The following is a 12,505-nucleotide window of genomic DNA, read 5'->3' as shown; positions in this document are numbered from 1 at the left end:
CATGTTCCCGACACCCATTGAGAAAACCCCCCGTTCCTGGCAGCTGACCTACCAGTCGCTCCTGCCCGTCGCCCTGATCATGTGGCTGCTGCCGCTGATCGCCGTTGCGGTCTTTTCGATCAAACCGGCGGTGGATTTCACCCAGGGCAACTACTGGGGCCTGCCCTCGTCCTTCGAGATGTTCAACAACTACGGGCAGGTGTTCTTCAACTCCGACATGCCCCGCTACATGCTCAATTCGGTGCTGATCACCGTGCCCACGGTCATCGGCGCGGTCACGCTCAGCTGCCTCGCGGGCTTTGCGCTTGGCATCTACAAGTTCAAGTCCAACATCTGGGTCTTCTTCATGTTCGTGGCAGGCAACTTCGTGCCCTTCCAGATCCTCATGGTGCCGGTGCGCGACCTCACCCTCGACATGGGGCTTTATAACACCAAGACCGGGCTTGTGCTGTTTCACGTCGCCTTCCAGACCGGTTTCTGCACCCTCTTCATGCGCAACTTCATCCGCGCCCTGCCGTATGAGCTGGTCGAGGCCGCCCGCGTCGAAGGCATCGCGGAATGGAAGATCTTCTGGTACGTGGTCATCCCGCTGATGAAACCTGCGATCGCGGCGCTGGCGGTGCTGATCTTCACCTTCATCTGGAACGATTACTTCTGGGCCGTCGTGCTGACACAAGGCCCCGAAAGCCAGCCCGTCACCGCCGGGATCACCAGCTTCAACGCGCAGTTCCGCGCCGCCTATCACCTGATGAGCGCAGGCTCCATCGTGGCGGCCCTGCCCCCGGTACTGATGTTCTTCCTGATGCAGAAGCACTTCATCGCCGGCCTGACACTTGGTGCCGTAAAGTGACAACGGCCTGGCGGTTGGATGACGAGCGTCAGACGCTGGCGCTCGCCTCTTCGGGCGGCCGTTGCCCGCAGGTGATTTACTGGGGCGCGCCCCTGCCCGAAGACGAGGACCTCGTGCAACTGGCGCGCACCAGCGCGCTCGATGTGACCGGCGGCATGCTGGATGAAAACCCCGACCTGTCGCTCTGCCCGGAAGCCTCGCGCACATTTCCCGGCCAGCCCGGCATCGTGGTGCGCGATCAGGACGGCACGCCGCTTCTGCCCAAGTTCAAACTGGCCGATGTCACGCCGCGCGACAACGGCCTCACCGTCACCTGCCGTGACACGGACAACCGCCTGACCTACGAGGCGACCTTCGAGCTTGACCCCGAAACCCATGTGATCGTGATGGCCGCGCGGCTGCACGCGGACCGCCCGCTGCACCTGCACTGGCTCGCCGCCCCCGTGCTGCCCGCGCCGCAGCACTCAGACGAGATGATTGATCTGGCCGGGCGCTGGTGCGGCGAATTCCAGCTCAACCGCACCGCGTGGTCACCGGGCATCCGCTACCGCGAAAACCGCACCGGGCGCACCGGGCATGAACATTTCCCCGGCCTGCTGGTGCCCTGCCGGGGGGCGACCAATGCCTCGGGAGAGGCTTTCGCCTTTCACTACGGCTGGTCGGGCGGACACCGCATGATTGCCGAGGAACTGCCCGACGGTCGGCGGCAGATCCAGTTCGGCCACGCCGCGCGCATGGAAACCGCCCCCGCCACCGAATTCCGCACAGCACCGCTCTACGCGGTCTATTCTTCCGACGGGCTTAATGGCTGCGCGGTCTCCTTCCAGCGTCATATGCGCGACCGGATCGTCACCTGGACCAAACCCGGCCGTCCCCGCCCGGTGCATTACAACTGCTGGGAAGCGGTTTATTTCGCCCATGACCTGCCCGTGCTCAAGGACATCGCGACACGCGCCGCCAAGCTCGGGGCGGAACGTTTTGTGCTGGATGACGGCTGGTTCGGGCAGCGTGACGATGACACCTCAAGCCTCAGCGACTGGGAGGTCGACCCGCGCAAGTATCCCGACGGGCTGGGCCCGCTGATCGACTACGTGCATGGTCACGGCATGAGCTTCGGCATCTGGTTCGAGCCGGAAATGATCAACCCCAATTCCAACATTCACCGCGCCCATCCCGACTGGGCGCTGGGGGCCGAAGACCAGATCCTCGGCCGCCAGCAAAAAGCCCTGAACATGGGTCTTCGGGATGTGCGCGATTTTCTCTATGACCGCATCGCTGCGCTGCTCGCCACCCATCCCATCGACTACATCAAATGGGACCATAACCGCGTGCTGCCGATGCCGGACGCGGCCCAGACCCGTGGCTCTTATGCGCTGATCGACCGGTTGCGCGCCGATTTCCCGGATGTGGAGATCGAAAGCTGCGCCTCCGGCGGCGGCCGCATCGACTTCGGTATTCTCAGCCGTACCCAGCGGGTCTGGCTCAGCGACAGCAATGATGCGCTGGAACGGCTGAACATGCAGCATAACGCGGCGCTCTTCATCCCCTCGGCGGTGACCGGCAGCCACGTTGGCCCCCGGCGCTGCCACACCTCGGGACGCACCCTCGACATCGAATTCCGCGCCTGGGTCGCCGCCCAGCGCCACATGGGGTTCGAGATGGACCCGCGCGAGCTGACCGAGCATGAGACCGCCGTGCTCACCGATGTCACCACGTGGTGGAAGGCGAACCGTGACTGGATGTATGCCGCCGATATCCTGCGGCTCGATGCCTCTGACCCTTCGGTCATCGCCGAGCAGCAGCAGGCGCGCGACGGCAGTCGCTTCGTCGTGTTTTCCGGCAAATCCGGCACCTCGCCCCAGATCGCCCCGCGGCCGCTGCGCCTCACGCGGCTGGACCCTGCGGCGCGCTACGAGGTCAGCTTGCGCAATCGCGGCTCTGCCTCCATGCTGTCGCGGGGAAAGCTCGCGCTGAAAGACGGACCCGTGACCCTGACCGGGGCGGCCCTGATGCACAACGGCCTGACCCTGCCGTGGAGCTTTCCTGAATCCATGTGGGTGCTGGAAGGCAGGCGCCTGTGAGGATGTCCCGCAAGTCCAGTGCCGCCGCGGTGCACGTGCTGTGCACAATCGGTGCACACCGATCATACGTCAGTTTGGAGCGTGACCCATGACCCAGAATGCAACCTTTCACGATCTCAAGGGGGCCTCGATCTACATCACCGGTGGCGGGTCGGGCATCGGCGCGGACCTCACGGACGGCTTTCTTGCACAGGGGGCAAATATCGCCTTCATCGGACGCTCGGATGCCAGCGAATTCGTTGCCGAGATGAACGAGAAACACGGCCGCGCGCCGCTGTTCTTTCAGGGCGACATCACAGACACCGAGGGGCTGCGCAAGACGATCGCCGCCGCAGAGCAAGCCCATGGCCCGATCGACGCGCTGGTGTCGAACGCCGCCAACGACCGCCGCCACAACTGGCTGGAAGTCACGCCGGAGGAATGGGATTTTCTGTTATCTATCAACCTCAAAGCCTATTTCTTCGCCGCCCAGGCCGTGGCCCCGGGCATGATCAGGCGCGGCTCCGGCTCGATCATCAACTTCAGCTCGATCAGCTACATGATGGGCAACGCGGGCTACCCCGCGTACACCTCGGCCAACGGCGGGATCACGGCGATGACGCGCAGCCTCGCGCGGGAACTGGGCCCGGATGGTATTCGTGTGAATGCCCTTGCGCCCGGCTGGGTTCTGACCCAAAAGCAGTTGGAAAAATGGGCCACGCCCGAAGGTCTTGCCGCGCATCTGGAACGGCAGTGCCTTAAAACCCACCTTGAGCCGCAAGACATTGTAGATGCTGTTCTTTTTCTGGCCTCACGGACCAGCAAGATGATGACGGGGCAGTGTATGGTGGTGGACGGTGGCGTCGTGACGACAGGATAGCGCGCGTATGAGCAAAGACATCGCACCGGACTGGATCGCCGTGGATTGGGGCACCACCAATCTGCGCGCCTTTGCCATGCAGGGGGCGACGGTTCTGGCGCGCGCCCAGTCCGAGGATGGCATGGGCAAGCTGTCGGCGGATCAGTTCGAGCCTGCCCTCGCCGCGCTGATCGCCGACTGGCTCACCGCGGACACGGTGCCGATAGTCGCCTGCGGCATGGTCGGCTCGCGGCAAGGCTGGGTCGAGGCCCCCTACCGCCCGGTGCCCTGCACGCCGCTGGCCGATCAGCTGACCCCCGCACCGACCTCCGGCGATCTGGATGTGCGGGTGATCTCCGGCCTGTCCCAGGCCGCCCCGTCGGATGTGATGCGCGGCGAAGAGACCCAGATCGCAGGCTTCATGCAGCTGAATCCCGGATGGGACGGCGTGTTGTGTCTGCCGGGCACCCATACGAAATGGGCTCAGCTCAGCGCGGGCGAAGTCGTGAGTTTTCAAACCTTTATGTCCGGCGAACTCTTTGCGCTCCTCAGCGACAAATCGGTTCTGCGACACTCCCTGAAGGAGGCGGGCTGGGAGGACGATGCCTTTTCCGGCGCGGTAAACGACGCGATCTCGAAGCCCGAACGGCTTGCCGCCCGGCTTTTTGGACTGCGCGCCGGGCACCTCCTGCATGGCACCGGTGCCGCCACAACACGCGCGGCGCTCTCGGGCCTGCTGATCGGGGCGGAACTGGCCGCGGCCCGGCCATACTGGCTGGGCCAGAATGTTGCGATCCTGGGCATGGGCCGTCAGGCAAACGCTTATCTGGCAGCGCTTGAAACGCAGGGAGTACCGGCCATGCTGGTCGACACGGAAAGTGCTACACTGGCAGGCCTTACCGCGGCCCACAGACAGTCAAAGGCATATTCATGACCCTTCCCATCATTGCGATCCTGCGCGGGATCACCCCGGCAGAGGCACCTGCTGTCGCCGAAGCTCTGATCGCCGCTGGCATTGCCCGGATCGAAGTGCCGCTGAACTCGCCGGATCCCTTGGACAGCATTGCCGCCCTGGCGCGCGGCTTTGATGCTCAGGCGCTGATCGGCGCGGGCACCGTCCTGAGCGTGGACGACGTGCGCGCGGTTGCGGATGCGGGTGGCAAGCTGATCGTCTCCCCCAATTGCGACGGCGAGGTGATCGCCGCCACCAAGGCTGCCGGGATGGAGAGCTGGCCGGGCGTATTTACCCCGACCGAGGCCTTTGCGGCGCTGAAGGCGGGGGCAGACGGGCTGAAGCTGTTTCCCGGGGCGATGGCCGGTGTCGCAGGGCTTGCCGCCATGCGGCCTATTCTTCCCAAGGGCACGAAGGTCTTTGCCGTCGGCGGCGCGGGTCCGGAGAATTTTGGCGAGTGGATCGCGGCCAGTGCCGACGGGTTCGGCATCGGGTCTGCCATTTACAAACCCGGCATGACCGCCCAGGACGTCGCGGCCCGGGCCAAGAATATCGTCGACGCCTACAGCAAGGCGGTGGCGTGACCCCGCATGTCTACGATGCCCGGCAGTGCCAGCTGGGTGAAGGCCCGCTCTGGCATCCCGCGCGGCAACAGCTTTTCTGGTTTGACATCATCGGGCGCAAGTTGCTGACGCGCAGTGCACGAGGCGCCGATGAATGGCCGTTTGACGAAGCGGTTTCCGCCGCCGGCTGGATCGATGACATGACCTTGCTGATCGCCTCCGCCACCGGGCTGTGGCGCTTCAACCTGCAGGATGGCAGCCGCTCCATTGTCACGCCGCTGGAAGGCACGAACCCGGTCACCCGCTCCAATGACGGGCGGGCGGATCCCTGGGGTGGTTTCTGGATCGGCACGATGGGTTGCAATGCCGAACCGGGCGCCGGGGCGATCTACCGGCTATACCAGGGTCAATTGCGCAAGCTCTTCGCTGATATCACGATCTCGAACGCGATCTGTTTCGCCCCGGATCGCAGCTACGCGTATTTCGCGGACACCTCGACCGGCAAGGTGATGCGCGTGCCGCTGGACCGCTCAGGATGGCCGGCCGGGCCGCCCGTGGTCTTCATTGACCTGACAAAAGACAGCTTGAACCCGGATGGCGCCGTCGTGGATCAAGAGGGCAACATCTGGATGGCACAATGGGGGGCCGGTCGTGTGGCGGCCTATACACCCGACGGGGTCTTTCAGCAGGCTGTCGAGGTTCCGGCGGCCCACGCCACCTGTCCGGCGTTCGGGGGGGCGGCCCTGACGACACTCGTGATCACCACCGCACGGCAGGGCATTCCCGATAACCGGTTGGAACAGGAAAACGCGCACGGCATGACCTTTGCGGCTGAAGGGGTGGCCCGGGGGCTGCCGGAACCGAGGGTGATATTGTGAAACGCGCATTGGGGGTTTGCTACTATCCCGAACACTGGCCCGAAGAGATGTGGGCGCAGGATGCCGCACGCATGGTTGAGACGGGTATCTCATGGGTCCGGATCGGCGAATTCGCATGGAGCCGGATCGAACCGGCGCCCGGGGTCTTTGAGTTCGGGTGGCTGGACAGGGCGATTGCGACGCTGGCGGATGCCGGGTTGAAAATCATTCTCGGAACGCCGACCTGCACGCCGCCGCGGTGGATGCTGGAGCGGTTCCCCGACATGCTGGCGGTTGATCCACAGGGCAATCCGCGCAAGTTCGGCTCGCGTCGCCACTACTGCTTCAGCCATGACGGATACCGGGCGGCGAGCGGTGAAATCGCGGCCCGCCTGGGCGACCGCTATGGCCGCGATGCACGGATTCACGCCTGGCAGATCGACAATGAATATGGCTGTCATGACACCATCCTGTCTTTTTCCGATGCCGCCCGCGAAGCATTCAGAACGTGGCTGGCCGCGCGGTATCAGGACATCGACGCGCTGAACCGGGCCTGGGGCACGGTTTTCTGGTCCATGGAATACCGTCATTTCGGGGACATTGACCTGCCCAACCTCACGGTAACACAGCCCGCGCCCGCCCATGAGCTTGCGTTCCGCCGGTTCAGTTCCGATCAGGTGATGCGTTATCACGAGGTACAGGTGGCCGCCCTCCGCGCGCGCAGCGACGCACCGCTGATACACAACTACATGGGGCGCGTGCTCGATTTCGATCATTTCGATGTCGGCCGGTCGATTGATATCGCCAGTTGGGACAGCTACCCGATCGGGTTTCTCTCCGACCGTCTCGAAGCCAGCGAGGAGCACAAGGCGCGGTACCTGCACCAGGGCGACCCCGACATGCAGGCGTTTCATCACGACCTCTACCGGGCGGTCGGCAGGGAGGGGCGCTGGTGGGTGATGGAGCAGCAACCCGGCCCGGTGAACTGGGCGCCGCACAACCCGGCCCCGCTGCCCGGCATGGTCCGGTTGTGGAGTTGGGAAGCCTTTGCGCATGGTGCCGAAGTCGTCAGCTACTTTCGCTGGCGGCAAGCGCCCTTCGCGCAGGAACAGATGCATGCCGGGTTGCTCAGGCCCGATGACGTGGCCGCACCGGGGTTGACCGAGGCCGCTCAGGTAGGACGCGAGATCGCCGAGATGCCCGAGGTGTCGCGGGGCACGGCACCGATAGCGCTGATCTTCGACTACCCGTCGGAATGGACGTGGGCCACCCTGCCACAGGGTGCAGGGTTCAGCTATTTCCGTTTGATGCTCGATGCTTACCGGGCTCTGCGCAGGCGCGGGCTGTCGATCGACATCGTCCCGTCCAGCGTGAGCGACCTCGCCGGCTACAAACTTGTTCTGGCGCCCGGGTTGGCCAAGATGCCCACGGCCCTGACAACCGCGCTGACACAGACCGTGGCGCTTGTCGGACCCCGCAGCAACCTCGTAACCGACGAGTTGTCGATACCGGTACCAATGGGCCCCGATCTGCCCGGGCTGGATGTGACCGTTGCGCGGGTAGAGAGTTTGCCGCCATCTGCCCGGCGGGCGGCGCGCGGGGGCGGATCGGTCCATCACTGGGTGGAGACACTGGAAGGCGGCGCCCCCACGTTGTTCGAAACGGTGGATGGGGCGCCCGTGGTCATGGGCAACGACAAGCTGAATTATCTTGGCGCATGGCCGGATGCCGCCTTGTGGGATCGCATCATTGTGCATTTGGCCGAGGCCGCGGGCGTCACGACATGCGCCCTGCCCGACGGCCTGCGCCTGCGCGATACCGAAACGCATCGGTTTGCGTTCAACTACGGTCCGGAAGACACCGACATCGACGGCCGGAAAATAGCCGCCGCCGATGTTGCGTGGTGGCCGCTCTAGGTCACGGCCTGCGCATAGGCAAGGCAACCGAGCAGTGCGGCTTCGTCCTGCGTGATCACCGATACCGGCAGCGGCGACATCCTCTGCTTCACCGTGGGCTGATCGCGCAGCATATCCACAAATGTCCTGCGCGCCGGGCTGCCCAGAAGACCGCGCACCACAGAACCGGCCAGATATATGCCCCCGGTGGGCATATAAAGCAGTCTGAGATCCTGAATGAACGCGCCCAGCATCCGCGCGTAGGTTTCCACCGATGCGGTGGCCGATGCGTCGCCTGCATTGGCCGCCGCGATAACATCGCGTGCGTCGATTTTTGGCTGATCCGTGGCCGCGGCGTGTAATTCGGCCAGACCCGGCCCGCGCACCGCATCCTCGGCGCAGCGCACCCAAGGTGCGGGCTTGCCAATATACTCCAGCATATGCTTTGCGACGCGGGTGGGCAGGCTGCCCAGGCCAGCCTCGGCGCGCAGACAGACGGTCCGATCACCGACGCGCAGAACCGGGCTGACGTTGAACCCGGTGCCCGCGCCGATCACGAGGCGCTGATCATTGTCGGAGGCAGGCGCCTCCAGAACCACGTCGGTGCCGTCGGGGCCAAGACTGTCAAGCGCATACCCCAGCGCACTGAGATCGTTGAGCAAATCCACCCGGCCCGCCCCATGCCGACGACCTAGCTGGCGCACATCGAAATCCCAGCCACGATTGGTCAGCCGCGCTGAGTGTCCGGTCACCGGCCCGGCCACCGCAACTGTCAGCGCTTGCAGGTTTTTCACGTGAGCGTGCGCAAGATAAGCCTCCAGGGCCGCGTCGAAATCTGCGTAGTCATCGTTTTGGTACCTGCGCGTCAGTGATGTATCGATGGCCCCATCGCGCGCGCAGGCAAAGCGAACATTAGTGCCGCCAACATCTGCCAGAATTAGTGCCATGCGTATGCGCCCTCAGACAAATCGGTTCACGTAGTTCTCTAGTACTTCCTGCCGGCCCGAACGCGGCTGAGGATCAATCTCGCCCGCCGCGACCGCCGCTTCGATGTCTTCAAGCGTCGCGCTGCGCAGCCAGCCCTGAGCTACATTCTGTTGCCAGCCAGCGTAACGCGCATCCCGCGCCGCTTCCAGACCACCGTCTTCCAGCATCCGGGCAGCCGCTTTCAGCCCCCGTGCGCAGACGTCCATCGCTCCCACATGGGCGGCAATCAGGTCAGCCGGATCAAGGCTCTGGCGCCTGAGCTTGGCATCGAAGTTTGTCCCGCCCGTGGTGAACCCGCCCGCCTTGAGCACCTCGTAATAGGCGAGCGCCACTTCGGGCACGTTGTTGGGAAACTGATCGGTGTCCCAGCCGGATTGGTAATCGTTCCGGTTCATATCGATCGATCCGAAGAGGCCCAATGCGGAGGCCATCGCCAGCTCGTGCTCGAAACTGTGGCCGGCGAGGATGGCGTGGCCCTGCTCGATGTTCATCTGAACCTCGCCCTCCAGTCCGAATTCCTTGAGGAATCCATAGACCGTGCCGACGTCGTAGTCATATTGATGTTTCGTCGGCTCCTGCGGTTTGGGTTCGATCAGGATCGCGCCCTCAAAGCCGATCTTGTGCTTGTAATCGACAACCATCTGCAGGAAGCGCCCGGCCTGCGCGCGTTCGCGCTTCAGATCGGTGTTGAGCAGCGTCTCGTAGCCTTCACGCCCGCCCCAGAGAACATAGTTTTCACCCCCCAGCTTTTGCGTTGCGTCAATGCAATTCTTCACCGTCGCAGCAGACCATGCAAAAACCTCCGGGTCCGGGTTCGTTGCGGCACCGGACATGAACCGACGGTGCGAGAAGAGATTGGCCGTGCCCCACAGCAATCTGGTTCCCTGCGCCTGCATCTTTTCGCCCAGATAGTCGATAATCTCTTCGAAGTTGCGATTGCTCTCGGCAAAGCTCGCACCTTCGGGCCGGATGTCGGCGTCATGCCAGCAGTAATACGGCTGGCCGAGAATCTCGAACATCTCGAAGGCCACATCGGCCTTCAGCCGGGCCAGCGCCATCGTGTCGCCAAACCACGGGCGCTCAAATGTCTGCCCGCCAAAGGGATCCCCGCCGGGCCAGGCAAAACTGTGCCACCATGCCACCGCAAAACGCAAGTGATCCTCCAACCGCTTGCCGGCGACCACTTCATCCGGGTTGTAGTGACGGTAGGCCAGTTGATCCGCGGGCGCATCCGGAGAGTATGTGACGGGCGAAATGCCTGCGAAAAAGTCGGTCATAGGGCCTCCTTGAGGGCGTGATATGCTGCGCGATACCGAGCGTGGCGCTCGACGAAGGCGTCTTTCAGTTCGGTCCGGGGGGTGATGGTGCGTTCTGTTGCAGGTGCGGTGGCAAGTTCGACACCGCCCCCAAGGGCCGCCATTTGGCCTAACCGCGCGGCACCGAATGCGCCGCCAAAATCACCGGCGGTCGGAACATCGATGGGGGTGTCCAGCACCGTCGCCAGCATCTTGAGCCAATGCTCGGACCGGCTGCCCCCGCCGACGGCTACCAGCGTGTCTATCCGGGTGCCGGTGCTGCTCAGCGCATCGTAGCTGTCCTTGAAGGCAAAGCTGACCCCTTCCAGCACGGCGCGCGCGCCCGCGGTGGTGTCGGTCGCATGGTCCAGCCCCAAAAAAGCACCGCGCGCCGTCGCGTCGTTATGTGGCGTCCGTTCGCCGCCCAGATAGGGAAGAAACAGGGTATCAGAGGGCGCCTGCAGCGCGCCCAGACCAGCCGTCAGACTGCCGGCCTCCGACTGCACCAGCCGCGCATACCAGTTCAAGGCATCCGTGCACGCAAGGATCACCCCCATCTGGTGCCAGGTGTCGGGCAGCGCGTGGCAGAACGTATGCACAGCGCTTGGCGCGTCGGGCTGATAGGCCGCGCTTGCCGCGAAAAGAACGCCGGAAGTGCCCAGGGACAGGAAGGCCTGCCCAGGCTTCACCACCCCCATGCCAACCGCAGCCGCCGCATTGTCGCCCGCACCGCCCGCGACGACCACGCCGGTCGGCAGACCCCACCGCGTCGCCAGAGCCTCTCGCAAGTGGCCAGAGACCTGCGCGCCTTCCACAAGCCTCGGCATGTGGTCGCGGGTCAGACCGGAGGCGGCCAGCAGCGGGTCGGACCAGTCCCGCCTGCCGGTGTTCAGCCAGCTTGTCCCCGCAGCATCCGACATCTCCGACACCGCTTCCCCGGTGAGCCACAGGCGCAGGTAATCCTTGGGCAACAGCACCTTGCGCGTCCGTCCGAAAATCTCGGGCTCGTGCAACCGCACCCATTCGACCTTGGGCGCGGTGAATCCGGGAAAGACGATGTTCCCGGTGATGTCACGCCACTGCGGGTCCGCATCAAAGGCCGCCGCTTCCGCATGGCTGCGCGTGTCGTTCCAGAGCATACAGGGCCGCAAAACCTCATCTGCGCCATCCAGCAGCGTAGCACCGTGCATATGGCCGCTGAGACCGATGCCGCGCACCGCGCTCAGATCATTTTGCGCGGCCAGCGCCGTCATCACCGTTTCGGTTGCCGCGAGCCAGTCGGCCGGGTTCTGTTCCGACCAGCCGCTGTGCAAGCGCTCCACCGAGAGAGGCGCGCTTGCCTCGGCAAGAAGGAGTTGGTCCTCGTCGATCAGGACGCCCTTCAGACTTGATGTGCCAAGATCCAGCCCCAGATACATTCCGCTATGCCGCCTTGTCAGGCTTCTTGCCCATGATGATCATGCTGAGGATATCATCTTCGGTCACATCTTCCACACGCTCCGTCCCGATCAGCTTGCCGTTTTTCATGACCGACACACGGTCACAGAGCTCCAGCATTTCGCGGGTGTCGTGCGAGATCAGGAAAATACCCAATCCCTGCTTTTTCAGTTCCTGGATCAGTTCCGCCACCATCTGGGTTTCATGCACGCCCAGGGCTGCCGTGGGTTCGTCCATGATCAGGATCTTGGCGTTGAAATAGACCGCTCGTGCAATCGCAACGGACTGACGTTGCCCGCCGGAAAGTGCGCTCACCGGTTCCTTGAGCTTTTTGAAATTGGGATTGAGACGCGCCATGATCTTTGCCGTCTCGTTCTCCATCTTCGCGTCATCCACAAAGCCCAAGCCGGTGACCAGTTCGCGCCCCAGAAACAGGTTGGAGGCCGCATCAAGGTTATCGGCCAGCGCCAGCGTCTGGTAGATCGTCTCGATGTTGAAGTCGCGTGCATCCCGCGGGCTGTTGATCTCGGCATGTTCGCCATTGATCAGGATCTCGCCCCCGTCCTTCTGATAGGCACCGGCGAGGATCTTGATCAGCGTCGATTTTCCCGCCCCGTTATGGCCCAGCAGGCCCACAACTTCACCGGGGTAGAGGTCAAGGCTGACATGGTCGACCGCGCGAATCCCTCCGAAAGAGATGGAGATATCCTTGAGCTGAACAAGCGGGGTGTCTGTGCGTTGAGTTGTCAT

General features: G+C 63.8%; 11 protein-coding genes. 7 read left to right on the top strand and 4 right to left on the bottom strand.

What is annotated here, in order from left to right; genetic code table 11:
- The first annotated feature begins 1 nt into the window (after window position 1).
- The 7 genes from KX928_RS20355 (at window position 2) to KX928_RS20325 (ending at window position 8,057) form a co-directional block, all read left to right on the top strand.
- Window positions 2-850 (top strand): carbohydrate ABC transporter permease, encoded by an 849-nt coding sequence (locus KX928_RS20355; RefSeq protein ID WP_219506340.1) that lies wholly within the window; start codon window positions 2-4, stop codon window positions 848-850.
- Window positions 847-2,931 carry an alpha-galactosidase gene (locus KX928_RS20350; RefSeq protein WP_219506339.1) on the top strand — a complete coding sequence of 695 codons (2,085 nt, stop codon included), beginning with the start codon at window positions 847-849 and terminating at the stop codon, window positions 2,929-2,931. Before KX928_RS20355 ends, KX928_RS20350 begins: the two co-directional genes overlap by 4 nt.
- Before the next feature lie 88 nt (window positions 2,932-3,019).
- Window positions 3,020-3,790, top strand: a complete 771-nt coding sequence (locus tag KX928_RS20345) for an SDR family NAD(P)-dependent oxidoreductase (RefSeq protein WP_219506336.1) — start codon at window positions 3,020-3,022, stop codon at window positions 3,788-3,790.
- 7 nt (window positions 3,791-3,797) lie between these two features.
- Window positions 3,798-4,703: a 2-dehydro-3-deoxygalactonokinase gene (locus KX928_RS20340; RefSeq protein ID WP_219506334.1), complete on the top strand. Its 906-nt coding sequence runs from the start codon at window positions 3,798-3,800 to the stop codon at window positions 4,701-4,703.
- On the top strand, window positions 4,700-5,305 hold the full coding sequence (locus KX928_RS20335; protein WP_219506332.1) for a 2-dehydro-3-deoxy-6-phosphogalactonate aldolase: 606 nt from the start codon (window positions 4,700-4,702) through the stop codon (window positions 5,303-5,305). The genes KX928_RS20340 and KX928_RS20335 overlap by 4 nt, the downstream gene beginning before the upstream one ends.
- Window positions 5,302-6,162: an SMP-30/gluconolactonase/LRE family protein gene (locus KX928_RS20330; protein ID WP_219506329.1), complete on the top strand. Its 861-nt coding sequence runs from the start codon at window positions 5,302-5,304 to the stop codon at window positions 6,160-6,162. Before KX928_RS20335 ends, KX928_RS20330 begins: the two co-directional genes overlap by 4 nt.
- Window positions 6,159-8,057 (top strand): beta-galactosidase, encoded by a 1,899-nt coding sequence (locus KX928_RS20325; RefSeq protein ID WP_219506327.1) that lies wholly within the window; start codon window positions 6,159-6,161, stop codon window positions 8,055-8,057. Before KX928_RS20330 ends, KX928_RS20325 begins: the two co-directional genes overlap by 4 nt.
- On the opposite strand, the gene KX928_RS20320 is transcribed toward KX928_RS20325, so the two are convergent.
- From KX928_RS20320 to KX928_RS20305, 4 genes are read right to left on the bottom strand one after another with little or no spacing between them, the layout of a single operon-like run.
- Window positions 8,054-8,983 carry a glucokinase gene (locus KX928_RS20320; protein ID WP_219506325.1) on the bottom strand — a complete coding sequence of 310 codons (930 nt, stop codon included), beginning with the start codon at window positions 8,981-8,983 and terminating at the stop codon, window positions 8,054-8,056. The genes KX928_RS20325 and KX928_RS20320 overlap by 4 nt on opposite strands.
- A 12-nt stretch (window positions 8,984-8,995) precedes the next feature.
- Window positions 8,996-10,300, bottom strand: a complete 1,305-nt coding sequence (gene xylA, locus KX928_RS20315; RefSeq protein ID WP_219506324.1) for a xylose isomerase — start codon at window positions 10,298-10,300, stop codon at window positions 8,996-8,998.
- Entirely contained in the window at window positions 10,297-11,736 is a 1,440-nt protein-coding gene (xylB, locus tag KX928_RS20310; protein WP_219506323.1) for a xylulokinase, read from the bottom strand. The genes xylA and xylB overlap by 4 nt, the downstream gene beginning before the upstream one ends.
- Window positions 11,737-11,740: 4 nt before the next feature.
- Window positions 11,741-12,505, bottom strand: a complete 765-nt coding sequence (locus KX928_RS20305) for an ATP-binding cassette domain-containing protein (protein ID WP_219506322.1) — start codon at window positions 12,503-12,505, stop codon at window positions 11,741-11,743.

It is taken from the genome of Roseobacter insulae (assembly GCF_019375555.1).
Lineage (GTDB): Bacteria > Pseudomonadota > Alphaproteobacteria > Rhodobacterales > Rhodobacteraceae > Roseobacter > Roseobacter insulae.
The sequence above is the reverse complement of the archived record's forward strand: the minus strand, read 5'-3'. Positions and strand labels throughout refer to the sequence as shown.